This is a genomic window from Nocardia cyriacigeorgica GUH-2 (assembly GCF_000284035.1).
Lineage (GTDB): Bacteria > Actinomycetota > Actinomycetes > Mycobacteriales > Mycobacteriaceae > Nocardia > Nocardia cyriacigeorgica_B.
Genome location: NC_016887.1, coordinates 5,967,632 through 5,990,604 on the forward strand (window position 1 = coordinate 5,967,632; position 22,973 = coordinate 5,990,604).

Consider the following 22,973-nt stretch of genomic DNA (forward strand, 5'->3'; position numbering starts at 1 on the left):
TTCGGCTCGGTCACGCTGCCGAGCTTATCGGCGCAACCGCGCCGCGCAGAGGATAGATGTTCGAAACGCCGAATCGATGAGAAGCCGGACAGGTACTCAGATTGATCGGGTCCGGCCGGCCCGCTGGTTGCGACGGAAGGTGTCGGGGCTCTGGCCGGTCCATCGGTGGAAGGCGCGGCGCAGGGCCCGGGCATCGGTGTAGCCGAGGCGGGTGGCGACCGCACGGACGGGAAGGTCGGTGTCGCGCAAGAGTTCGGTGGCGTAGTCGTGGCGCACGAGTTCGACTTCGGCCCGCCAGCGGGTGCCGTGGTCGCCGAGGCGGCGTTGCAGGGTGCGGGGGCTCTTGGCCAGCCGATGGGCGACGGTGTCGAGGCTGAGGTCGTCGCGGTGCAGGGCGTCGATCATCGCGGCGCGGAGTTGGTCGCGCCAATTGGGCGCCATCCGCGCGGAGGCGATGGTCAGTTCGGCGTAGTGGCGCATGATCCGGCCGACTTGGGGGTCGGCGCCGAGGGGCAGCGGGCCGGGGTCCCGGAACGTGATTTCGGTGTGTGGAGCGCCGAATTCGATATTCCGCGTGCCGAATTCGTCCACCAGGTATTGGTGGCTGCCGCGGACGCGATGCTTGAAGGTCACCCGCACCGGGATGATCCGCTGCCGGGTGGCCTCACGGGCCCGGCGCAGCAGCAGCGCCTGCGCGAATTCCTCGGTGGGTCCGAAAGCGATATCGCCCGCGTCCACCCGGCGGACGGTGATCAACTGCCCGTCCTCGCTCACCTCGCCGGCGATATCGGGCGCGGTGACGACCGCGCGCAACTCCGACGCGGCGCGGAGTCCGTCGGTCAGTGTGGGTGCCGTGCCGATGAGGTAGTCCCACACGTGCAGGCTGCCCGGCTTCGCGGTGCCGGCGACGAGCAGTCCGACGGTAGGTCCCGCGGTGGCCGCGGCCAGCTCCCACATTCGGAGCGCCGAGTCGAGCGGCACCCGGATCAGGTCCTCGCCGAGCAGAGCTGGATCCAGGCCCGGTAGCCGGTCGAGTTCCGCCCGTGCCACGCCCCCGCACAACACGGTCGTCCGAATCAGTCGGGCCAACTGCGCCGACACCGTGCCGTCCAACATCGTCGGGATGGTAACGGACGTCCGTTGCGCCTCTGCTGACGTCGCGAGCGCTGCACGGTGGCGCGTTCGGTCCGCTGAATGGCAGGTCGGGTCCTCCCGGTAGCACCCGGACAGGCCATATGTTCATGACGGCGCGACCGGATCGACCGTCCGCCGCTCATCCCCTACACCCCGCTCATCAGTCGATTCGTCGATGATTCGACCAAGGAGAACATCGTGAAGATCGCAGTCATCGGCGCCTCCGGCAATCTCGGCGGTGCGGTGGCCCGTGCGGCCGCCACCCGCGGACTCGAGGTCACCCCGCTCGGCCGCAACGACATGGACGTCACCGATCCGGCCTCGATCACCAGCGCCGTGGCCGGACACGAGGCCGTGGTCGCGGCCGTCAAGGGCGAGGACCGCCTGGTACCCCGCGCGGCCGCCGCGCTGCTCGAAGCACTCCCGCTCGCCGGGGTGGACCGCCTGATATTCCTCGGCGGGGGCGGCAGTCTGGAATACGCGCCCGGGCAGCGCTTCGTCGACTCTCCGGACTTTCCGGCGCAGTATCTGCAGACGGCCCGCGATCAGGCCGAAGCATTGGAGATCTTCCGCGGTTCCGCGTCGCCGCTGCGCTGGTCCTACGTCAGCCCGCCCCCGGTGCACCTGATTCCGGGCGCGGCCACCGGAACCTATCGCGCGCAGGCCCGCGACACCCCGATCGTGGATGCCACCGGCGACAGCCGGATCACCTCACTGTCGGCGACTACGCCGACGCCGTCGTCGACGCAGTGCGCAACGGCTCCTTCATCCGGCAGCGCTTCACCGTCGCGTACTGAGCCGGCATCCGGCGCACCGCCGGCCTCCGAAGCGCGCCACCAGCCGCTCGATTCTTCGGCGTCTCGGTTCCGGTCAGCGGAGTCCCGCCCATCCCCTGAGCGGCGGGGAAGCTAGATTGGTGATCGTGTCAGCGCCTCTGGAAGCGGTCAAACAGACCATGCATACGCGCTGGCCGCTGTACCTGACGTCGATGCTGTTGGCCAATGCCTTCGGCGCGGTGCTGGTCTGGGCGTTCATCCAGTACGGACTGCCCATACCCGAAGGTGAGGCCGCCGGACCGCGCCAGGTGGGCCTGCTGATCCCGGCGCTGGTCTTCGTGATCGGTGGCCTGCTCAGCGTGGTCTGCTCGGCGTGGATGCTGCGGCCGGTGATGCGGTGGCAGGTGCGCGGCGGCCCGCCGAGCCGGCAGGAGCAGATGGCCGCCCTGCACGCACCGCTGCGGCAGTCGATCCTGCATCTGGCGTTGTGGATCGTCGGCGGCGCGGTGCTGGCCTCGCTGATCATCGTCGACACGCCCGAGCTGGCCGGTGCGGTGATCGTCACCGAATGTATGGCGGCGACCATCGTGTTCGGCTTCACCTACATGCTCGGTGAACGCATCCTGCGCCCGGTCGCCGCCGAGGCGCTCACCGCGGGCACCTTCGACCACACCCTCACCCCCGGCGTCGGCACCCGGATGGCGATGACCTGGGGCATGGGCACGTTCGCGCCCACCATCGCGATCGTGCTGCTGTGCGTCACCCAGATCTCCTCCGACATCAAGTTCTCCGCGCAGTCGCTGGCGGTGTCGATCCTGCTGCTGTGCGGTGTGGTGATCATGCAGGCGCTGGCGTTGTCCATGCTCACCGCCTCCAGCATCTCCGATCCGGTGCGCCAGCTCAGCCAGGCCATCGACCGGGTGCAGGCCGGCGCGCGCGATGTGCAGGTCGAGGTGTTCGACGGCAGTGAGATCGGGCTGTTGCAGGTGGGCTTCAACCGGATGATGGAAGAGGCCGCCAAACGTCAGCAGCTCCAGGAGTTGTTCGGCCAGCATGTGGGCGCCGAGGTGGCCCAGCGCGCGCTCGACTACGGCACCGAGCTCGGTGGTGAGACCCGGTTCGTCGCGGTGCTGTTCGTGGACATGGTCGGCTCCACCGCCACCGCCGCCGAGCGCCCGCCCACCGAGGTGGTGAGCCTGCTCAACGAGTTCTTCCGGGTGGTGGTCGACGTGATCGACCGGCACCACGGGTTCGTCAACAAGTTCGTCGGTGACGCCGCGCTGGCGATCTTCGGCGCGCCACTGGACCGCCCGGACGCCCCCGCCGCCGCCTTGGCCGCGGCCCGGGAATTGCGTGAGGCCCTGCGCGAGGTGCACGGCCTGGATATCGGTATCGGCGTGTCGGCCGGGCTGGCCGTCGCGGGAAATATCGGTGCCGCCAATCGTTTCGAATACACCGTCATCGGAGATCCGGTCAACGAGGCCTCGCGACTGACCGAGCTGGCCAAAGACCAGCCCGGCCGGGTGCTCGCCTCGGGCTCGGCGCTGTATTTCGCCGATGAAAGTGAGCAAGAGTTTTGGGTGACCGGCGACGAGGTACAGCTGCGTGGACGGCGCAGAAAAACCCGATTGGCCTGGCCCAAGAACGGCGCGGAGGCCACCGGCGATGCAGACGAAGACGAAGAACAGGTGCGTTCGTTAGGCTGACCGCGTGACGGCCAACGGCGCTCCAGCAGGCGATTCTGTCTCGCCTGCGGCTACGGACGCGCCGGCCCGGCGGAATTTCCGGTGGCTGAAATGGGTCGCCGGTGTGGCTTTGCTCGCATTGTTGATCGGCGAGGCCATCTATCTCTGGCCACGATTGCACGAATCCTGGCGCACCCTCACCGAAATCCATTGGGGCTGGGTAGCGCTGTGTATCGCATTCCAGGCGATGTCGATGAGCGGGTTCGGCCGGTTGCAGAAACAACTGCTCGGCGCCGGCGGGGTGCGGGTCAGCCAGCGCAAATCGGTAGCCGTTGTCTATGGCGCGACGGCCATGTCGGTGACGCTGCCTGCCGGGCAAGTCTTCTCCACCGCGTTCACCTATCGGCAGACCCGGCGCTGGGGGGCGAGCCCGGTGGTCGCGTCCTGGCAGCTGGTGTTCTCCGGTGTGGTCGCCGCGGCGGGGCTGGCCTTGCTCGGCTTCGGCGGTGCGCTGCTGGTCGGCAACCGGGTCGGGCCGGTCAAGCTGATCGTGACGGTGCTGGCCATCGTCGCCCTGGTGTGGGCGGGCAACTACATCTCGCGCAATCCCGGCGCGCTCGAGGCGGTGCTGCGCCGCGCGCTCGCGCTGCTGAACCGGATGCGTAAGCAGCCGCCGGACCACGGCATGTCCAAGGTCACCGACATGCTGGCTCAGCTGGAGTCGGTCGATCTCGGCACCCGGGACGGCGCGTGGGTGGCCGGCTGGGCCGTGGTGCACCGCATCGCCGACGTGGCCTGTCTCGGTGCGGCTTGCTACGCGGTGGGCGGCGATCCGAAATGGGCCGGCCTGCTGATCGCATTCGCCGCCGGTAAAGCGGTCGGTTCGATTCCGTTCGCGCCGGGCGGCATCGTCTACGTGGACGCGACCTTGATCTACGGTCTCACCGCCGCCGCGGGATTGCCCGCCGCGCAGGCCGTCGCCGCCGCATTCGTCTATCGGCTGGTGAGTTTCATTCTGGTGGCGATCATCGGCTGGATCGTTTTCGCGTTCGGTTTCCGCACCAAACAGGCCGACGAGGTGGAATACGAAAAGGAATTCGAGCAGCGTCGCACCGTGTAGCCGTGGCGTGGCGGGGGATTGATTGAAACGAACACTAAGCTGACCGGGTGAGGATTTTCCTGCCGTTGCTGGTCGATGCCCTGCTGGTGGTCCTGTTCTGCGCGATCGGACGGCAAAGTCACGACGAAGCGGTGCTCGCCGGATTGTTGCGGACGGTATGGCCGTTCGCCATCGGATTGGCGGTCGGCTGGGTGGTCGCGGTGGCCGCTGCGAGCCGGATGTACGGCGAGAGCGCCCGTTTCGACGGCAGTTCCCTGTGGCCGACCGGCGTGCTGGTCTGGCTGGGCACTCTGGCCGGCGGCATGCTGTTGCGCTCGATCAGCGGTCAGGGCACCGCATTCAGCTTCATGCTGGTGGCCTCGGCCGTGCTGGCCTTGTTCCTGCTCGGCTGGCGCGCGGCCTGGACCGCGATCAACTGATCCGGTCCAGGGCACGCGCGGTTCCGGAATCGAGCGGCTCAGGACTCCCGCGGTTGCGGGCCCGGCCGGCTCACGGCTCGGGCTTGGTGAACGAGCGGAACATCCGGGCCGCCATGCGCACCGCCGCGTCGCCGCCGTCGATATTGTCGATGTGGACCGCGAAGGCCAGATCGCCCAGCGTGGCGATCAACCAGCCGTCCTCGCCCGCTTCGGCGACGAAGCCGGTGACCCCGCCGTACATTCGCAGCTCCGCCATCCGCGGATCGTTCATCCCGTCACGCATCATGGTGCGCAGCCGATCGGTGACCGGCGCGGGCAACGGGTCCAGCTGAGCATCGGTTTCGCTGGGCCGTCCGCGCTCGATCATCGGCGGCGGCACCGAGCCGCGCGCGATGGTCGCGGCGGCGATCGCCATCCCGAACGGGCTGGCCAGCACCGCATCCGCGCCTGCACCCTGCCGGACCTGCTCGGCGCTGCGCCCCGAAATCGCCAGCCGCCCGGTGACCTCGTCCAGCCCCGGCACCCGGAAATCGATGCCGACACCGAGTTTGGTCGCCGCCTCCGCGGCCTCCTGCACCGAGACGTCCGCCGGCGCCTTGCCCTTTTCGACGGCGACGATATTGCGGAACAGCTCGATGTTCGCGCCGATCGGGTAGAGCCCGGTGAAGGCCACCGGACCGTGCTCGCTCGCGTATCCGTTCTGCGCGACCGCGACCACCGCGCCGGTGGAAGGCTGGATCGCCACCAGCGACGCGGGCGTGGCCACGCTGACCACCGCGTCCAAGGCGGCCCGCTGCAACTTCTGGTCCATGGTCGCGGCGATATCCGGCCCGGCCGGGCCCTGCTCACCGGCCAGCTGGGTGATGAATCGGCCGTCCTTCTCGAACAACTGCACAGCCCAGCCCGAGTGCGCCTGCTGGCTGTCTTCCCAGACCTCGGCCAGCCCGTCCAGCATGGGCGAACGCACCCGCCGGTCGACGGAGATGACGCGCGGCTGCTTCTCCATCACCACACCGGGGATGGGCGCCATCAGCGGCTCGAGGATATTGAAATCGCCGTCCCGCAGGCTGACCGCGACGATCGGTTTGCCCTGCGAGGAAGCCAGCTGCTGCATCAGGTACGGCCCGGTAATCAGCGAGGCGACCGGCTCGATCGCGGCCGCGAGGGCATTGGTCGAGGCGACCGGATCGGGCATGCGCGCCGGATCCAGTTTGATCACGTTGATGTTCTGCTCGGCCATCAGCGGTTCGCCGACGATATCGACCACGCGCGGTGGCGGTTTCGGCGTGGTGCGCACCAGCTTGACGTCGCGGGTGTGGCTCAGCTGCGGCATGACGATCGCCGGGTCCCAGGAGATCCGCCAGCCGATGGCGAGTTTTCGCACCGAACCTTCGATGCTGTAGTTCCAGTCCTTGCCCTCGCCGAAATTCCAGTCGACGTCCATGCTGAACAGACCGGAGGCCGGGTCGAGTTCGATGAATTGGGTTTTCTCGTAATCGACTTCGCCTGATTCCAGGCCCTCGAACATTTGCTTCAGGGTTGCCGAGGCCGCAGTGGGGTAGGACGTCAGCTCCGCGGCGGCCGCGTAGTCATGCTCATCGAGCAGCTCGGTGAACCGCTCGACGACAGCCTCGGCTTCGTTCGGCTGCTCACTCAGACCACACGATCCCATCGCGAATACCAGAGCCGCCACCCCCGTGAGGGCCAGTGCGCCCCGGAAGCGAAAGCGGCGGGATCCCCACACATCCATGTCGCCCACTCTTCACTCTTGTCACTCCAGTAACAAGACCACCGTACCTGAAAAATCCCTGTTTGCGGCGCCCCCCGAGCCGGGAGAGCAACCCGTACACAACGATGCCAATTGTGCCCGATCCCTCCCGTCTCCGAAGCCGATCACCAACGTCGTCCGGCGGCCCGAAGACCACCGGCGCAGCTACCGTACCGACCCAGCCGTCGCCGTGTGCAGATACCACCGAACTCGGCGTTTCACATTAGATACCCGATCCCGTCCGCGGCCAATCGCGAAGGTCCGGCGCACCCGGATCGGTAAGGTTGCCGGCATGTCCGATACCGCCGCGCCGACGTTGCCGATCCTGGTGCTCAACGGTCCCAATCTGAATATGCTCGGCGTGCGCCAGCCGGAGATCTACGGCTCCGAGACCCTCGCCGACGTGGTCGAGCTGTGCACCCGCACCGGCGCGGGCCTGGGCCGCGAAGTGCGGGCCTTCCAGTCGAATTCCGAGGGCGCGCTGATCGATGAGATCCACGCGGCGCGCGGGACGGTCTCGGGCATCGTCATCAATCCCGGCGGGCTCACCCATACCTCGGTCGCGTTGCGCGACGCGCTGGTGATTCCCGAGGTGCCGATCGTGGAGGTGCACGTGAGCAATGTGCATGCCCGCGAGGAGTTCCGGCACCACTCCTTCATCTCGCCCATCGCCACCGCGGTGATCGCCGGGATGGGCGTGTTCGGATACGCGGCGGCGATCGAATTTCTGGTGCGGCGGGCGAGTGCCGAGAGTGCGCGGCGCTGATCAGGCGATGCGGAACACGGGAAAGCCCGGCGCGATCGCGGCCAGCTCCGCGTCGGTGGCGTCCTTGGTGACGCCCTCGAAGAACCGGCCGACCTCCCAGCCCCAGCGCTTCAGGTAGGCGCGCAGCAGCGGCACCTTGTCGGCGTCGTCGATCTCGCGCGCGGTGAACGGCTCGACCTTGCGTCCCAGCCGCAACTCGCCCTCGCCGGCGACCCGCAGATTCCGCACCCACTGGGTGTGCCCGCGCGGTGCGACCAGGTAGCGCTCGCCGTCGATGTCCATGACGTTGACCAGCGTGCTGCGCCACTGCCCACTCTTGCGGCCGCGCACCGCCAGCAGCCGGGAGCCCATGATGCTGATGCCGAGCTTGGGCAGGGCGTTCATGATCCGATTCAGTGTCGCCTCCCCACGTCCGGGGCCGATGTAGCGGGTCGCCGCGTTGGTGCCGTTCATTTTCCGTCTCCTTGTGAGCGCTGCTCTCTGTTGAGATCAACAGTCTCACGCGCTGCCCGTTTTCGTCAAGAGCAGTGCTCTCACTTTGCGGCGTGGCCCGGTCGGCGTGGTCCGGTCGCTACGGGTGCGCCCCTGGTGGACGATGGTCGGGTGGCGGCGGCTGATCTCACCGATCTGTTTTTCGTGCTCGACCTGAGCGGCGTACTCGCGAACGCGATCCTGGGTGGGGTGCTGGCGCGGGCCGAGCGGTTCGATCCGATCGGCTTCGTGACGCTGGCGATCCTGTCCGGGCTCGGCGGCGGCCTGATCCGCGACACCCTGCTGCAACGCGGCACCCCCATCGCCCTCACCAACTACGCCTATTTGGTGACGGCACTCGCCGGCGCCTTGATCGCGTTCGTCCTGCTCATCGAGGGCAAGATCTGGGACCGCACATTCCTGTTCGTCGACGCCGCCGCCCTCGGCTGCTGGGCCGCAACCGGCGCCCAGAAAACCCTGGCAGTGGGCTTGGGGTGGCTGCCTGCGATCCTGCTCGGCACCATCACCGCGGTCGGCGGCGGCATGGTCCGCGATATCGTGCTGCGCCGCACCCCACGCATCTTCGGCGGCAACACCCTCTACGCCACCGCCGCCCTAGCGGCCAGCATCGTCATGGTCACCCTCGCCGCCGCCGGCCAGCCGACCGCGGGCATGATCTGCGCGACCACCGTCGGCGCCGGCCTGTGCCTGCTTGCCCACTGGCGCGGCTGGACCCTCCCGGAAAGCCTGCCCCGCCGCGCGGCAGAGCCGGACTGAACTCTGCCGCGCGCCGGCCGATCAGCTCTCCACCGGCTCCGGCAGCACATCGCCGGTTTCCAGCAGCGTTTTCAAACCCGACAGAATCGCGGGCCAGCCGCCTTGAATTCCTTCGAGCACCCGGCTGCCGGGCGCGAAACCGTCGTGGACGACGGTCAGCTTGACGACCTCGCCCTGCGGTTCGATCTCGAAGGTGACCTTGGAGCGGGGTTCGGCGGACCATTCGGCGAGTTCGGCTGCGTCCATGCCGAATTCCGCGGCGAACTCGGGGCCGATGGTGTGCCAGGTATAGGACAGGCGGCGGGGTGGATCGGACTCGAGCACCACTTGCTCGGGATCCTTGCCGACCCAATTACCTTGCTTCCACACCATTTCCGAGCCCTGGCGCCAGTCGGTGTCGAAGGTGGCGCCCCAGTAGCGGCTGGTGAACGTGGGATCGGTAAGGGCCTGCCAGAGCTTTTCCGGCGTGGTTTTGATGTAGGTGGTGTAGACGAATTCGGTGTCGCTCATCGGACTGGTCTCCAATGCGGATTTCAGGTCGGCGAGGGCGGTGACCCGCGCGCGGTGGTAGCGGTTGATCCAGCGGTCGGCGATGGCGTTGATCGGTTCGGCGTTGAGGTAATGCAGTTTTTCGCGGCCACTGCGCCGGGTGGTGACCAAGTTGGCGGCCTCGAGCACCGCCAGATGTTTGCTCACCGATTGGCGGGCCATATCCAGCTCGGCACACAGTTCGCGCAGGCTCTGCCCATTGCGGGCCTGCAGGCTGTCGAGCAGCCGCCTGCGGCTGGGGTCGGCCAGCGCTTTGAATACCTCGTCCATCGCCGTTCTCTCGTGATATGCAGCCATCCGGCTGCATGAATCGAGAATAGGCAACCAAAAGGCTGCATGTCAACCAAGAGACCGCGAGCATTGCCACGGCGAAATGTAGTACGTATGCTACAAACCATCACCAACCCACGACAGGGAGGGAAACCATGACAGTGGGTGATGGCGTGGTGCTCAACGTCGAGCAGCTACGCATGCGCTACGGCACCGAGGACGTCCTCAACGACGTCACGTTCCAGGCGCGGCACGGCGAAGTACTGGTCATGCTCGGGCCCAACGGCGCGGGCAAGACCACGACCATCGAGATCCTGGAGGGCTTCCGCGCGCCCTCGGCGGGCACGGTCGAAGTGCTCGGGATCAACCCCGCACAGGGCGACGAAGCCTGGCGCTCGCGCATCGGGGTGGTCCTGCAATCATGGCGCGACCACAGCAAATGGCGGGTGCGGGACCTGCTGGCCTACCTCGGCTCCTTCTATGCCCCATACAGCACCGACAGCATTCGAAAGCCTTGGGACACCGATGAACTCATCGCGTTGGTCGGGCTGACCGAACATGCCGGAGCAAAGGTCTCCACCCTGTCCGGTGGGCAGCGTCGCAGGCTGGACGTGGCGATCGGCGTCGTCGGCAAGCCGGAGGTGCTGTTCCTGGACGAGCCCACCGCCGGATTCGATCCGGAGGCCCGCCGCGAATTCCACGATCTGGTGCACCGCTTGGCCGACGAGCAGCAGACCACCATCCTGCTCACCACCCACGATCTGGACGAAGCCGAGAAACTCGCCGACCGCATCCTGATCCTGGCCGGCGGCCGCATCATCGCCGACGGTTCCGCCGACGAACTCTCCCGCCGCGTCTCCGTGGACGCCGAGGTGCGCTGGACCCGAGACGGCCAGCGTTTCGTGCACACCACCACCGAGTCGACCAAGTTCGTCTACGAGCTGTTCCAGCAGTTCGGCGAGGACATCGGGGAGCTCGAGGTGCGGCGCGCTTCACTCGAGGAGACCTATATGTCGCTGGTCCGTCATTACGAGAACGGCACGACCGGTGCCGAGATCCACGCCATCGAGGAGGTCGTGCGATGAACCCGAGAACCGTCGCGATCCGGGCCGGGTTCCGCCGGGCCGGTATCGAACTGCGGATGCTGTTCACCAACGGCGAGGACCTCGGCGGCATCCTGCTCAGCCCGATCCTGCTGCTGACCGCCCTGTTCTTCATGCGCAACAGCACATTCCAGGACACCGACCTGAAGCTGGGCGCGCTGGCGTTGCCCGGGGTGATCGGATCGGTCGTCGCGTTCAACGGCCTGTACGGCATCGCCCAGTACCTGGTGCTCGACCGCGAGGACGGCACACTGCTGCGCGCCAAGGCCACGCCGAACGGCATGATCGGCTACTTGATCGGCAAGCTCGGCGCCAACGCCGGATCGGTGCTCGCGCAGGTGGCTATCCTGCTGGGCGTGGGCATGGTGATCGTGGGAGGTGTGTCGCTCGACAGCGTCGGGCCCTGGCTGACGCTCGTGTGGGTCCTTGCGCTCGGCCTGCTCGCCATCTCCTCGCTCGGCGCGATCATCGGCTCGATCTTCGACGATCCCCGCGGCCTGTTCTTCTTCACCATGCCGCTGATGGGTCTGGTCGCCATCTCCGGCATCTTCTATCCGATCACCGGGCTGCCCGGCTGGTTGCAGGTGGTCGGGCAGGTGTTCCCGATGTATTGGCTCGGCCTCGGTATGCGTTCGGCGTTGCTGCCCGACGGCGCGCAGGCGGTCGAGCTCGAAGGCTCCTGGCGTCATCTGGAAACGGCTGCGGTACTGGGCATCTGGTCGGCCGCCGCGCTGCTCATCGCACCGATCGTGATGCGCCGGATGGCGCGCCGCGAGTCGGGCGCGGCGATGGCCGAACGGCGGGAGAAAGCGTTGCAGCGTGCCTACTGAGGTCATCTACAACCGGATCGCGATGCTGCGCGCCGAGCGCGGCATCTCCCGGCGCGAGCTCGCGGAAGCGCTCGGCGTGCACTACCAGACCATCGGATATCTGGAGCGCGGCGAGTACAGCCCGAGCCTGCATCTGGCCTTGCGGATCGCACAGTATTTCGAGGTGGCGGTGGAGGTCGTCTTCTCCACCACCCCCTTCCCCCGGCTCGGGTCGTCCTCGGAATCGGCCTGATCGAACGCTGTGCGGCAGCGGACAGCCGGAACGCCACCATCGGCGTTCCGGCTCGTCCGATTCACGCGGCCGCTCGATCAGGACTTCGTCCCACCGAACAGCTCGAACACCGACACCGGCTTGCCGGCTTCTTCGGTCGCCGCGATCGCCTTGCGCCAGATGCTCTGGGCCACATGGGAGATGGTGGCGTCGACGCCGACTTCCTCGCTGGCGTCGATGATGTGCTGGGCGCCGACGTCCATCATCTTGAAGGCCGACAGATCGCCCCACCCGCCCTGCTTGGCCTGGTTGGCGTACTCCTCCATGAAGAAGGGGTAGGCACCGGCGGCGCGCTGGGCGAACGGCAGGAACTGGCCGACGTCCTGGCCGGAGCGGGCGATGACGGCCAGCGCCTGATCGTAGGCCAGCATCCACGGATGGAAGACGATGAGCAAGGCCTGGTAGAAGACCTGCGCGAGACCGTCATCGGCGCCGAGGTACTCCGGCGGGCTGAGCGGGCGCAGCAACTCGACGTGCGCCTCGAATACCTCGCTCGGACCGCTGTAGAAGATGTAGGAGGCCGGATGCTCGATATTGTCGCCGGCCGACATCACGCCGCCGGAGATGAATTCGGCGCCGTGCGAACGCACCCACTGCGCACCCTTGCGCGCCTTCTCCGGCGAATCCGAGGACAGGTTCGCGATCACCTTGCCCGCGAGATGGTCGGTGGCCTGGCCGAGCACGTCGTACATGGCGTCGTAGTGGGTCAGGCTCACCACGGTCACCTCGTTGGCGTCGAGCGCCTCGGCGACGCTGTTCGCGCGCTTGGCGCCCAGCTCCACCATGGCGTCGACCTTGGCGCTGCTGCGGTTCCACACCGTGACCTCGGTGCCCGCCTTCAAGAAGGCCCGCACCATGGCCTGCCCCATCGGCCCGAGACCGATGACCGAGACCGAGGCCGTGCTGCTCTGCTGAGACATATGCTGATCCTTCGAAAGTCGATACGGTTTCTGTCGGCGCCGGTCTCTATGGTTCGTCTGTGCAGGTAGGCGCGACAAGACCGCACGTACGGGTACGGTTGCTTACGTCGAGGTCCGTATCGAGGTCAGGAGGATCCAGTGACGATCGGCAGTGACGCGGATCACGATGCGTGCGGTATGAGCGTGGCGATCGACGTCGTCGGCGGGAAATGGCGGCTGCACCTGATGTGGGTGCTGGCCGACGGTCCGCGCCGTTTCGGCGAGATCCGCCGCCTGCTCGGCGGCGTCAGCGAGAAGGTGCTCACCGAGAACCTGCGCCATCTGGAGACCTCCGGCGTCGTGCATCGCGAGGTGTTCCCGGAGATCCCGCCCCGCGTCGAGTACTCGCTCACGCCGGTGGGCGCCGAGCTCGCGGCCGCGCTTCGCCCGCTGGAGGAGTGGGGCGATCGGCATCGCCACGAGCTGCTGCCGAAGCTGATGTCGGCGAGCTGATCGGTTCGACAACGGCTCGGCCACGACCGCACCCGGGGGACCGTTGAACGATCAGTTCGCGCCGATGCCACCGGAACCGGCCGGTTTCGGCACACCCGGGTGCGCGGTCCCCGAGAGCGCCGGGTCGCCGACATCGTTGCCTGCGCTCTATGACAGCTTCCGCTCACCCAACCGTTCGGCGGCGATCCGCTCCCCGACCTGTTCGAGTAGCGGTACGGCCTCGGCCATCGAGCGGCCCGGATCGGGTTCCACATCGGCCAGGGCGTAGCCGGCCATGAAGCCTTCCGCGGTGAGCTCGTCCGGCGCGAGGTCGATGCGTCCGGCAACGGCGATGACGGGCACGCCCGCCGAGCGCGCGGCAGCGCAGACTCCCATCGGCGCCTTCCCGTACAGGGTCTGCCGATCCAGGCACCCTTCGCCGGTGATGACAACGCTCGCCGATTCCAGCACCGCCCCGAAGTCGAGCAGTTCGAGCACCACCGCGATGCCACTGTGCATCTGCGCCCCGAGCACGGCCATCGCACCGAAACCGGTGCCGCCCGCCGCGCCCGCACCGGGACGGCCGGCATGCGTTTCGCCGACCAGTGCGGCCCAATTCTGGAGTGCCGCTTCGAGAATCTCCTGATCATCGGGTCCCGCGCCCTTTTGCGCGGAATACACCGCGACCGCACCCGACGGCCCGAGCAGCGGATTGTCCACGTCACTGGCGATGACGAACGTCGCCTCCGCCAGGCCGGGATGCAATCCCCGCAGGTCCAACCGCTTCGCATCCCGCAAAGCCGCACCGCCCCTTGGCACTTCATGACCGTCCGGGCCGTAGATGCGCGCGCCGAGCGCCGTCAGCATGCCCGCCCCGCCGTCGGTCGACGCGCTACCGCCGAGTCCGAGCACGATCCGTTCGGCACCCACTGACAGCGCGTGCGCGATGACGACGCCGAGCCCGAACGTGCTGGCGTGCAACGGATCCGGGCGTCCATCGGGAAGCTTCGCCAGACCGACGACCGCGGCGAGTTCGATCACCGCGGTGTCGCCGCGCACCGCATAGGAGGCTTCCACCGTCTCGCCGGTCGGCCCCGGCGCGGGCAAGGTGACCCGCGTCCACCCCGCCGAGACGAACGCGTCGACGGTCCCGTCCCCGCCGTCGGCCACCGGCACCCGCACCACCCGCGCGTCCGGGCACACCCGCGCGATGCCTGTGGCCAGCGCCGATGCCACCTCGGCAGCGGACAGCGATCCTTTGAATTTGTCCGGGGCGAGTACGACGGTCGGCACCGACTCCATCCTGAGATTGTCCAATGCCGCGCCGTCTGCCGCACCCCGGCGCGCGACCCGCGTCCCGGCCACCGATACGACCACGCGATGCGATGTGTCCGCGGCCCGCCGGTGGAGTAGCTTCGAGCCATGTCGACAGAGGTCCGCAACAACACCGCACTGGAACGCTTCGAGATCTACGTCGACGGCGCGATCGCCGGGTACGCGGAGTACCAGGACACCAATGCCGAACGTGCTTTCGTGCACACCGAGATCTACTCCCAGTACGAGGGCCAGGGCTACGGCCGCATGCTCGTCGAGACCTCGCTGAACCAGACCCGCGCCGACCATCTCGGCGCCCTGCCGATGTGCCCGATGGTGCGCCACTTCGTGGAGACCCGCCCGGAGTACCTGCCGATGGTGCCGCACTGGGCCCGCGGGCGGCTCGGTCTTCCGCAGTAGACAGCCCGGCCGAGCGCCCAGCGTCTTCCCCCGGCACCATCCCGCCCGGCGTGTTCTTCATCGCGCGGCCGGTGCGCTGCCCGAAATGGGCCTGAGCCCGGGGCGCGCCGCGGTTCGCCGAGCGTATCCAGGCGCAACCCAGCTGAGATCAGCGGCCGACGCGGGCTGCGATCGGCCGCGCGCTCAGTACGCCGCGACGGCCCCGTCCAGCGCCTGCTGAAGATCCGTCTTCACCAACCGCGCGATCTCGCCGGGCCGGGCGGGCAGGTCCACGATCGGCACCCCGAAGTAGAAGCTGGCCGACTTCGCTTCCTCCTTGGTCGGCTCCACCGCCGGGTCGGGGCGTGGCCCGTAGCTGAGGCCGATGCTGAGCAGCGCGGGGTCGGTGCCCAGCTTCATGGTGCGGAAGGCGATATGCCCGATGCCGCTGCCGACGGGCTGCACCTTGGTGGGGTCGACGTCGTTGCAGGTGCCTTCGGGGAAGACCGCGAGGCCGTCGCCGTCGTGCAGGCGTTCGGCGCAGATGTCCATCATCCGCTGGCCTGCCGCGTTCACCGCGCGCAGTCCGTGGTCGCGGCCACGGAAGACGGGAATGCCGCCCATCATGTCGATCTTGCGGCGTTGATCGCGTTCCAGGAACAGCTCGTCTTTGGCCAGCACCCGCACCCGGCCGATGATCGGCCGTAGTTCGCTGCGCCAGGCGGCCGCGGCGACGGTGTAGGGGTCGAGCTGGGACAGATGGTTGATCGCGATCAGCAGCGGTTTGCGGGAACGGATCAGTTCCGCGATCCGCGCCCTGGCGCCGGCGGCATAGCTGATCCGGGGCCGGAAACGCCGTCCGAGCAGGGCGTATGCCGCGCGCGCCTGGAACCGCCGCTGCTGATGCGAGCGGTAGTAGTCGTACACGGCATCGCTGTTTTCGAGGACGACCTCGGGCGGTTGCATGCCGCCGACTCTACGACGCCGCTCGTCCCGGTCAACGCCCATGTTGATCTTGTCACCGAGCTCGCGCGTGTTCGCCGCGACACGGAACGCGAAGACAAGCGGCGCGACGGCGCGATAGCTGCGATGATGACGGTGTGGCACGCGCAGAAGACCCGGATGATCGGAAAACTCGCGGCGGTGGCGGTGAGCACGGCAGGCGAAGTTTTCACCGTGGTGAGCAAGTAGTCCGCGCGGGCACCCTGCTGGTGTCCTCGACCGAACTCGTGGAACCCACTTTCCGGCGCACCGTCATCTACATCATCGAACACAACGACGCCGGCAGTCTCGGCGTGGTGATCAACCGCCCGAGCGATACGGCCGTCCATGATGTGCTGCCGCAGTGGGCCGAGGTGGCGGCCGCGCCGCGCACCCTGTTCGTCGGCGGTCCGGTGAAACGCGATGCCGCGCTGTGCCTCGGCACGCTGCGCGTCGGCGCGTCCATCGAGGGTGTGGCGGGTCTGCGCCGGATCGACGGCCGGGTGGTGTTGATCGATCTGGACAGCGATCCCACCCGGATCGCCCCACTGGTGGAGGGTGTTCGCATCTTCGCCGGGTACGCGGGCTGGACGTTCGGGCAGCTCGAGGGCGAGCTGGAGCAGGACGATTGGATCGTGCTCTCGGCGCTGCCGAGTGATCCGATCACCTCCCGCCGCACCGATCTGTGGGCCGAGGTGCTGCGCAGGCAGCCGCTGCCGTTGTCGCTGCTGGCGACTCATCCGATCGAGCTCGAGCGCAACTGAGTCGTCGGCCCGGCATCGGCTGCGACGCGAGAGGTGCGCGGCTTCACCGTGCCCCGCACACGCCGACGATCCCCCGCCGCGGCAGGGGATCGAAGGGGCAGGGCTCAGCTGGCCTGCTTCTTGAACAGCGACATCGACCACAGGTAGCCGACGCCGGCGATGCCCGCGCACCAGGCCAGCGAGACGACCCCGTTGACGCCGATCTCGGTGCCCATCAGCAGTCCGCGGATGGTTTCGGTGATCGGGGTGAACGGCTGGTATTCGGCGAACCAGCGCAGCACCGTCGGCATGGTGTCGGTGGGGACGAGACCGCTGCCGAGGAACGGCATCATCACGATCGGGAAGGGCATATTGCTCGCGCTTTCCGGGTTCGGCGCGGCGAGCCCGAAGCCGACGGCCAGCCAGGTGAAGGCGAACACCACCAGCATCAGCAGTCCGATGACGGCCACCCATTCCACCGGTGTGGCGTCGGGCCGGAAGCCCATCAGCATCGCGACCCCGAGCATGCCCGCCATGGCGAAGGTGCCCTGGATCAGCGTGCCGACCACATGCCCGGTGAGCATGGCCGACTGCGCGATGGCCATCACCCGGAACCGGTTGACGATGCCTTTGGTGATGTCGGTGGCCAGCATGACCGCGACCGACACCGTCAGGTACGCCGGCAGCAACAGCAGCATGCCGGGCGCCAGGTAGTTAATGTATTTCGTGCCGGGTTCGAGCCCGGCTTCCAGCGCTCCGCCGAAGACGTAGTTGAACACCAGCAGCAGCACCGTCGGCATGATCAGGATGCTGAACGCCATGCTCGGGTAGCGCCGCACATGCAGCAGGTTGCGCCGCAGCATGGTCAGCGAATCGGCGAAGACGGACGGGGACGAGGCCTGGACGGTCGCGGTGGTCATCGCACGGGCTCCTTGTCAGCGACGGGGTTTCCGGTGAGGGTGAGGAAGACATCGTCCAGGTTCGGGGTGTGGACCGACAGTCCTTCGGCGGGAATGTGGAATTCGTCGAGCCGGTCGAGCACGGCGCGCACCGAGCCGATTCCGCCGTCGCTCGGGATCGCGAGGGTGAGTTCGTCCTCGATGGGGCGGGCGCTGGAACCGAATGCCGTGGCCGCCGCGTCCAGATCGCCGCGTTCGGCGAATTGCAGCCGGATGTGGCCGCCGGGCACGAGCCGCTTCAGTTCCGCCGCGGTGCCTTCGGCGACGATGGTGCCGTGGTCGAGCACCGCGATGCGGTCGGCGAGCTGATCGGCTTCCTCCAGGTACTGGGTGGTGAGGAAGACGGTGACGCTGTAGCTGTCGACGAGTTCGCGGATGATCTCCCACATCGAGCGCCGGCTGCGCGGGTCGAGGCCGGTGGTTGGCTCGTCGAGGAAGATGATGCGCGGGTCGCCGACCAGCGTCATCGCCAGGTCCAGGCGCCTGGTCATGCCGCCGGAGTAGGTGGAGGCCGGCTTGTCCGCGGCTTCGGTGAGGTCGAAGCGTTCGAGCAGGTCGGCGGCGAGCGACTTGCCGACGCGCCGGGGCAGGTGATGCAGGTCGGCCATCAGCATCAGGTTTTCCCGGCCGGTGAGCAGTTCGTCGACCGCGGAGAACTGTCCGGTGACGCCGATCGCCGCCTTCACCGCGTCGCGGTCGGTGTCCAGGTCGTACCCGCCGACCTGGATTTCGCCGCCGTCGCAGCCGATCAGGGTGGTGAGGATCTGCACGGTCGTCGTCTTGCCCGCGCCGTTGGGGCCGAGCAGCGAGAAGATCGTGCCTTCGGGCACGTTCAGGTCGATGCCGTCGAGAACTACCTTGTCGCCGTATGACTTTCGGAGTCCGGAGACCCAGATCGCCGGTGCGCGTCCACCTGTGGACATGGCCTTTCCTTCCTGGAATTCTTCATAAAACAATGCGAATGACAGCATGAGTTCTCCGCACCACTCCCCTCGGGGAGCGGCGGTGTCGGATGTGAGTGTTCAGTTATGCGGCGGCCGGCGGATTGCCGTGCGCACCGTCATGCCGATCGCGGTGGCAATCGGCCGGTGAGGCCTGCGCCTCAGATATCGAGTTCTTCGATCGGCGGGCGATCCGCGATACTGACAACCCGCTCATAAAGCTTGTCCGGGATCTCGCCCTTCAGCTCGTCAAGGGAATCAACGATCACCAGAATGAAATCACCCCAATCCTGATCGCCGACGCCGAGCATGCGCCGCCAGTTCTTCCAGTCTTTCCAGCCGCTCATGGCGATATCCGGGAGGTCGTCCCAGTTGGAGTATTGGGCGTGGAGCACGTACTTGCCCTTGCGACTGCGGAAAACCCGGACGTGTTCGGCGCGAGTGTCGTTGACATCGCGCCATTCACCGAGCAGCGCACCCTCGAACCGGACCTGCCGGACACCGTTGTGCCCGACCCGGAGCACGATTTCCTCGAATCCTTCCTGCCTGCCCTCCTCCAGTTCGATGAACCGGCGCAGCGCAGTGACCACGGCCCCCGACAGATTGCCGCCGACGAGCTCCTGGGCCCGCTGGAACAGGGGAAGGTCGTCATCGGCAACGTAGATCGTCTTGTTGGGCATGACAGTGACTATACGTAGATGTATACGTACACGCAAGACTTCCGGAAAAACCGGCTCCGATCAGGCTGAACCCGGACGTGGGCGCACCCGTATCTCCTTCTAGGCGGCGCGCAGCACTGCCCACTCGGCGCTGGAAGGAGGTGCGATGCCCGACAGAGTTGTGGACTATCTGGTTCGCGCCATGCCGGACCTCGATGTGCGGCATATCTTCGGCGTCGACGGCGCCAATATCGAAGACCTCTACGACGCCATCTTCGACGCGGGCGGCGCGGTGACCGGCGTGGTCGCCAAACATGAATTCTCTGCCGCCACCATGGCCGACGGGTATGCCCGATCCACCGGTGGACTCGGCGTGGTGGTCGCGACCTCCGGCGGCGGCGCGATGAATCTCGTTGCCGGACTTGCCGAATCGTATGCATCGCGAGTTCCCGTGCTGGCGCTGATCGGGCAGCCGCCGACCATGTTGGAAGGTCACGGCGCCTTCCAGGATTCGAGCGGGCAGGCCGGCGCGATCGACGCGGTCCGGCTGTTCAGCTCGATCAGCCGCTACTGCGCCCGCGTGGCCCACCCCGGTGAACTGCCCGAACGGCTGGCGCGGGCGTTGCGGGCGGCCCGGCGCGGTGGGCCGTCGGTGCTACTGATTCCCAAGGACGTCCAGCAGGCCGAGATGGGTGGCATCGCGCCGTTCCGGCCCGATCCGCGCGCCACCTGGCTCGACGAGGACGAACTCGAGCGGGTGCTGACCGCGGTGGAAACCGCGCGTCAACTGGGCCGGGTGGTGGTGATCGCGGGCGATCAGGTGGCGCGCGACGATGCGCGCACCGCGCTCGCCGAGGTGGTGGCCGAACTCGATGCGATGGTCGGCGTCGCCCCCGACGCCAAGGACACCTACGACAATTTCGCGCCGGCGTTCTGCGGTGTCGCGGGCACCATGGGCCATCGCGAGCTGGCCGACGCCCTGGACGAGGCCACGCTGTGCCTGCTGGTCGGCACCCCCATGCCGGTCACCGCGCGCACCGGGCTCGACGAGCTGCTCGGCCGCACCACCATCGCCAGCATCGGGATGTCCATGCCGCACCTGCCCGCGATCCACGCGACCTGCACCGATGTCGGTGTCGCGTTGCGGATGATCCTGGAGCGCCTGCGCGGCGGACATGACGGGCACGCCGATACCGAGCTCGCCGATTCCGCCGACACCTCCGACTCCACCGGCGCCGCCGCACCGGCGACGGTCGCGACCGCGGTCCGCACCACCCTGGTCACCCGCACCGCACCCGCCCGCACCCTGACGCCGATGCCGGTGCCCGAATCGCACGGTCCCGGCCTGCACTACCGCCAGATCGTCGACGCCATCCAGGCCGCATTGCCCGAGGGCGCGGACGTCTTCGTCGACGCGGGCAATACCGGCGCCGCCGTGGTGCATCAGCTGCGGGTGCCACGCGACGGACGCTTCATCGTCGCGCTCGGAATGGGCGGCATGGGGTACGCGTTCGGCGCGGGCATCGGCTCGGCGTTCGCCCGTTCCCCCGACGGCCACCGCACCGTGGTGATCGCCGGCGACGGCTCGTTCTACATGCACGGGCTGGAACTGCACACCGCCGTCGAGTACGCGCTGCCGGTCACCTTCATCGTGTTCAACAACAACGCCCACGCCATGTGCGTGACCCGCGAGCAGCTGCTGTACCGGGATAGATACAGCTTCAACAGATTCCATCCCGCTTTCTTGGGCGAGGGTGTCGCGGCCATGTTCCCGTCGCTGCGCGCGTGCGCCGTGCACTCGATGGCCGAGTTACCTGACGCGCTCACCGAATGCCTCGCGGGCCCCGGCCCCTCGTTCGTCTCCATCGACTGTGACCCCGACGAAATCCCGCCCTTCCTGCCCTTCCTGAGGAGTACACCGTGACCACCAGTGCCCTGCCCGCCCTCAGTGATATCGGGGACGACGTGATTCCCGGAATTCTGCGGATCGAGAATTCCGATAAGGAAGCCACCACGCCGATCATCATGGACATGCTGCGGTCGGTCTATCCGCACGACCAGATCTACGGCGACTTCTGCCCCGTCAATGCCTACATCGCGGCGCCGCCACGGGAGGTCTTCGAATACCTGTCCGACACCAGGTCGCTCGAGGAATGGACCTACAGCCTGCGCGGATTCACCGAAACCGATGAGCCCGGCCTATGGCTGGCCTACGACCGGCTCGGTGACGCGACCAAGATCTACACCCGCACCGTCACCGATCCGCACGCCATGACGGTCGATTATCACTGCGCCTGGGATCAGGGCGAGCACCTGTGGATGGTGTATCTGATGCGGGTCGTCGACGCGCAGGTGGTGTTCAACAAGCCGGGATCGGTTGTGCTGTGGGTCAATTGCAAACATCCGTTCTACGACGAGAATCCGTATCCGGAGACCGCGCCGCCGAAACGTCCGGTGTGGGTCGGCGATTTCTGGGAGATGTTCTCCGCCGGACACCAATTGGAGATGGACAACCTCAAGGCGATCTGCGAATACCGGGCCGCCCACGGCCTGCCGATCAAACCGGAATGGATGAGCTGATGACGGAAGCGACGCAGGTCAGCCTGGTGGATGTGGCGAGTTATCTGCCCGGCGAACCGGTCGGGACGGAGTACTTCACCCAGTTCTCCCGGTCGGATCGGATGGCCAAGAACGTCATGTTCCGTTCGCCGAAAACGCGCTATCACGTCGGGCGCGACGAAACCGCCGTCGATATGGTTGAGCGCGCGGTGGCGCCGCTGATCAAACGGCACGGCGCGGATTTCGTGTCCGGGGTCGATGTGCTGATCACGCACACTCAATTGCCGGACAACCCCGTCATGGGTTGCGGCGCCGAGGTGGCGCGTCGGCTGAATGCCAAGCCCGCCTGGGTCTTCGACCTGCACAATGGCGGTTGTGCCGCGTTCGTGCACATGATGTCGCTGGCCCAGACCATTCTGCGCACCACCGACGCCAGGACCGCCCTCATCGCCGCCACCCAGAACTGCGCGGGCCCGGTATTCACCCAGCCCGATATCCGCAAACTCGCCCAGGCCCCCGTCCCCGGCGACGGCTGCGGCGTCGGCCTGCTGGTCCGCGACGACAGCGCACCGATCCTGGATATCGAATGCCGCACCTACCCCGAATTCGCCGGCGATATGGACTTCTCCACCAACGGTGACCGCAAATACTGGGAACCGGGCGAGGGCCAGGGCTGTGTGAGTTTCACCGAATCGAAGATCACCAAGGTGTTCGCGCGCGGTAATCGGCTGGTCCCGGAAGTGGCGCTGGCGGTGTGCGATCGGATCGGGGTGAAGGGCCGCGATATCGACACCTTCGTCACCAATCAGCCGAACCGGTTGTTCCTGCGTAACTGGCATGATGCGCTGGAGCTGCCGGCGGAACGTCATCCGGATACGTTCGACTCGTGCGGAAACCTGTTCGCCGCGGGCATTCCGGTGACCTTGGATGTGGAGAACCGGGCCGGGCGCTTGCGTAATGGTTCGGTGGTCCTGATGTCGGCGTTCGCGCATGCGGGCGATTTCGCGGCCGCGGCGGCGGTGCGGTGGGGTGCGGCGCGATGAAGATTCACCGCGTCGACGGCACCGTTTCGCTGCGAGAATCCGCGG

The 22,973-nt window shown here is 67.4% G+C and carries 26 protein-coding genes; 16 read left to right on the forward strand and 10 right to left on the reverse strand.

Going from position 1 to position 22,973, the window contains the following annotated elements; translation table 11 throughout:
• Positions 1-96: 96 nt before the first annotated feature.
• Positions 97-1,116: a helix-turn-helix domain-containing protein gene (locus NOCYR_RS26780; protein ID WP_014353550.1), complete on the reverse strand. Its 1,020-nt coding sequence runs from the start codon at positions 1,114-1,116 to the stop codon at positions 97-99.
• Positions 1,117-1,332: 216 nt separating this feature from the next.
• On the opposite strand from NOCYR_RS26780, the gene NOCYR_RS26785 reads away from it, so the two are divergent.
• The 4 genes from NOCYR_RS26785 to NOCYR_RS26800 are packed head-to-tail and all read left to right on the forward strand — an operon-like array spanning position 1,333 to position 5,134.
• Positions 1,333-2,046 (forward strand): NAD(P)-dependent oxidoreductase, encoded by a 714-nt coding sequence (locus tag NOCYR_RS26785; RefSeq protein WP_014353551.1) that lies wholly within the window; start codon positions 1,333-1,335, stop codon positions 2,044-2,046.
• A gap of 43 nt (positions 2,047-2,089) precedes the next feature.
• Positions 2,090-3,616, forward strand: coding sequence for an adenylate/guanylate cyclase domain-containing protein (locus tag NOCYR_RS26790; RefSeq protein ID WP_081505638.1), 1,527 nt, complete (start codon positions 2,090-2,092; stop codon positions 3,614-3,616).
• Between the two features lie 4 nt (positions 3,617-3,620).
• Positions 3,621-4,715 carry a lysylphosphatidylglycerol synthase transmembrane domain-containing protein gene (locus NOCYR_RS26795; protein WP_048833763.1) on the forward strand — a complete coding sequence of 365 codons (1,095 nt, stop codon included), beginning with the start codon at positions 3,621-3,623 and terminating at the stop codon, positions 4,713-4,715.
• 47 nt (positions 4,716-4,762) lie between these two features.
• Positions 4,763-5,134: a DUF3054 domain-containing protein gene (locus NOCYR_RS26800; protein WP_048833764.1), complete on the forward strand. Its 372-nt coding sequence runs from the start codon at positions 4,763-4,765 to the stop codon at positions 5,132-5,134.
• Between the two features lie 70 nt (positions 5,135-5,204).
• On the opposite strand, the gene NOCYR_RS26805 is transcribed toward NOCYR_RS26800, so the two are convergent.
• The gene (locus tag NOCYR_RS26805; protein ID WP_228780745.1) at positions 5,205-6,884 is read right to left on the reverse strand and encodes an NTF2-like N-terminal transpeptidase domain-containing protein; all 1,680 of its coding nucleotides are present in this window, start codon (positions 6,882-6,884) and stop codon (positions 5,205-5,207) included.
• 310 nt (positions 6,885-7,194) lie between these two features.
• On the opposite strand from NOCYR_RS26805, the gene aroQ reads away from it, so the two are divergent.
• Positions 7,195-7,668, forward strand: coding sequence for a type II 3-dehydroquinate dehydratase (aroQ, locus tag NOCYR_RS26810; RefSeq protein ID WP_014353556.1), 474 nt, complete (start codon positions 7,195-7,197; stop codon positions 7,666-7,668).
• On the opposite strand, the gene NOCYR_RS26815 is transcribed toward aroQ, so the two are convergent.
• On the reverse strand, positions 7,669-8,121 hold the full coding sequence (locus tag NOCYR_RS26815; protein ID WP_014353557.1) for a nitroreductase family deazaflavin-dependent oxidoreductase: 453 nt from the start codon (positions 8,119-8,121) through the stop codon (positions 7,669-7,671). It lies immediately after the preceding gene.
• 150 nt (positions 8,122-8,271) lie between these two features.
• On the opposite strand from NOCYR_RS26815, the gene NOCYR_RS26820 reads away from it, so the two are divergent.
• Positions 8,272-8,916, forward strand: coding sequence for a trimeric intracellular cation channel family protein (locus NOCYR_RS26820; RefSeq protein WP_014353558.1), 645 nt, complete (start codon positions 8,272-8,274; stop codon positions 8,914-8,916).
• Between the two features lie 21 nt (positions 8,917-8,937).
• Here NOCYR_RS26820 and NOCYR_RS26825 read toward each other — a convergent pair whose 3' ends face one another.
• Positions 8,938-9,735 (reverse strand): ArsR/SmtB family transcription factor, encoded by a 798-nt coding sequence (locus tag NOCYR_RS26825; protein WP_014353559.1) that lies wholly within the window; start codon positions 9,733-9,735, stop codon positions 8,938-8,940.
• Between the two features lie 155 nt (positions 9,736-9,890).
• On the opposite strand from NOCYR_RS26825, the gene NOCYR_RS26830 reads away from it, so the two are divergent.
• Genes NOCYR_RS26830 through NOCYR_RS26840 form a run of 3 tightly spaced genes read left to right on the forward strand, consistent with a single transcriptional unit; the run spans position 9,891 to position 11,900 of the window.
• The gene (locus tag NOCYR_RS26830; RefSeq protein WP_014353560.1) at positions 9,891-10,820 is read left to right on the forward strand and encodes an ABC transporter ATP-binding protein; all 930 of its coding nucleotides are present in this window, start codon (positions 9,891-9,893) and stop codon (positions 10,818-10,820) included.
• Positions 10,817-11,668 carry an ABC transporter permease gene (locus NOCYR_RS26835; protein WP_014353561.1) on the forward strand — a complete coding sequence of 284 codons (852 nt, stop codon included), beginning with the start codon at positions 10,817-10,819 and terminating at the stop codon, positions 11,666-11,668. Before NOCYR_RS26830 ends, NOCYR_RS26835 begins: the two co-directional genes overlap by 4 nt.
• Positions 11,658-11,900 (forward strand): helix-turn-helix transcriptional regulator, encoded by a 243-nt coding sequence (locus NOCYR_RS26840; protein ID WP_048833765.1) that lies wholly within the window; start codon positions 11,658-11,660, stop codon positions 11,898-11,900. Before NOCYR_RS26835 ends, NOCYR_RS26840 begins: the two co-directional genes overlap by 11 nt.
• A 77-nt stretch (positions 11,901-11,977) precedes the next feature.
• On the opposite strand, the gene NOCYR_RS26845 is transcribed toward NOCYR_RS26840, so the two are convergent.
• On the reverse strand, positions 11,978-12,937 hold the full coding sequence (locus NOCYR_RS26845; RefSeq protein WP_267469058.1) for an NAD(P)-dependent oxidoreductase: 960 nt from the start codon (positions 12,935-12,937) through the stop codon (positions 11,978-11,980).
• 99 nt (positions 12,938-13,036) lie between these two features.
• On the opposite strand from NOCYR_RS26845, the gene NOCYR_RS26850 reads away from it, so the two are divergent.
• The gene (locus tag NOCYR_RS26850; protein WP_086008289.1) at positions 13,037-13,351 is read left to right on the forward strand and encodes a winged helix-turn-helix transcriptional regulator; all 315 of its coding nucleotides are present in this window, start codon (positions 13,037-13,039) and stop codon (positions 13,349-13,351) included.
• 147 nt (positions 13,352-13,498) lie between these two features.
• Here NOCYR_RS26850 and NOCYR_RS26855 read toward each other — a convergent pair whose 3' ends face one another.
• Positions 13,499-14,632, reverse strand: coding sequence for a glycerate kinase (locus tag NOCYR_RS26855; RefSeq protein ID WP_014353565.1), 1,134 nt, complete (start codon positions 14,630-14,632; stop codon positions 13,499-13,501).
• Positions 14,633-14,752: 120 nt separating this feature from the next.
• Here NOCYR_RS26855 and NOCYR_RS26860 point away from each other — a divergent pair, with 120 nt between their 5' ends.
• Positions 14,753-15,064, forward strand: a complete 312-nt coding sequence (locus NOCYR_RS26860) for a GNAT family N-acetyltransferase (protein ID WP_014353566.1) — start codon at positions 14,753-14,755, stop codon at positions 15,062-15,064.
• Between the two features lie 183 nt (positions 15,065-15,247).
• On the opposite strand, the gene NOCYR_RS26865 is transcribed toward NOCYR_RS26860, so the two are convergent.
• Positions 15,248-16,009, reverse strand: coding sequence for a lysophospholipid acyltransferase family protein (locus NOCYR_RS26865; RefSeq protein ID WP_014353567.1), 762 nt, complete (start codon positions 16,007-16,009; stop codon positions 15,248-15,250).
• Between NOCYR_RS26865 and NOCYR_RS29890 the strand changes: the two genes are divergently transcribed.
• Positions 16,004-16,234: a hypothetical protein gene (locus tag NOCYR_RS29890; protein ID WP_162471525.1), complete on the forward strand. Its 231-nt coding sequence runs from the start codon at positions 16,004-16,006 to the stop codon at positions 16,232-16,234. The two genes, NOCYR_RS26865 and NOCYR_RS29890, sit on opposite strands and share 6 nt — an antisense overlap.
• Entirely contained in the window at positions 16,144-16,788 is a 645-nt protein-coding gene (locus NOCYR_RS26870; RefSeq protein ID WP_048833766.1) for a YqgE/AlgH family protein, read from the forward strand. The genes NOCYR_RS29890 and NOCYR_RS26870 overlap by 91 nt, the downstream gene beginning before the upstream one ends.
• Positions 16,789-16,892: 104 nt before the next feature.
• On the opposite strand, the gene NOCYR_RS26875 is transcribed toward NOCYR_RS26870, so the two are convergent.
• The 3 genes from NOCYR_RS26875 to NOCYR_RS26885 all read right to left on the reverse strand — a co-directional run bounded on the left by NOCYR_RS26875 (position 16,893) and on the right by NOCYR_RS26885 (position 19,347).
• Entirely contained in the window at positions 16,893-17,687 is a 795-nt protein-coding gene (locus NOCYR_RS26875; RefSeq protein ID WP_014353569.1) for an ABC transporter permease, read from the reverse strand.
• On the reverse strand, positions 17,684-18,649 hold the full coding sequence (locus NOCYR_RS26880; RefSeq protein WP_014353570.1) for an ATP-binding cassette domain-containing protein: 966 nt from the start codon (positions 18,647-18,649) through the stop codon (positions 17,684-17,686). Before NOCYR_RS26880 ends, NOCYR_RS26875 begins: the two co-directional genes overlap by 4 nt.
• Before the next feature lie 179 nt (positions 18,650-18,828).
• Entirely contained in the window at positions 18,829-19,347 is a 519-nt protein-coding gene (locus tag NOCYR_RS26885; protein ID WP_014353571.1) for an EXLDI protein, read from the reverse strand.
• Between the two features lie 145 nt (positions 19,348-19,492).
• Here NOCYR_RS26885 and NOCYR_RS26890 point away from each other — a divergent pair, with 145 nt between their 5' ends.
• The 3 genes from NOCYR_RS26890 to NOCYR_RS26900 are packed head-to-tail and all read left to right on the forward strand — an operon-like array spanning position 19,493 to position 22,928.
• On the forward strand, positions 19,493-21,250 hold the full coding sequence (locus NOCYR_RS26890) for a thiamine pyrophosphate-binding protein (RefSeq protein WP_014353572.1): 1,758 nt from the start codon (positions 19,493-19,495) through the stop codon (positions 21,248-21,250).
• Positions 21,247-21,906: an SRPBCC family protein gene (locus NOCYR_RS26895; protein WP_014353573.1), complete on the forward strand. Its 660-nt coding sequence runs from the start codon at positions 21,247-21,249 to the stop codon at positions 21,904-21,906. Before NOCYR_RS26890 ends, NOCYR_RS26895 begins: the two co-directional genes overlap by 4 nt.
• Complete coding sequence (locus NOCYR_RS26900) at positions 21,906-22,928, forward strand: 3-oxoacyl-ACP synthase III family protein (RefSeq protein ID WP_014353574.1); 1,023 nt, start codon at positions 21,906-21,908, stop codon at positions 22,926-22,928. The genes NOCYR_RS26895 and NOCYR_RS26900 overlap by 1 nt, the downstream gene beginning before the upstream one ends.
• Positions 22,929-22,973: the final 45 nt, after the last annotated feature.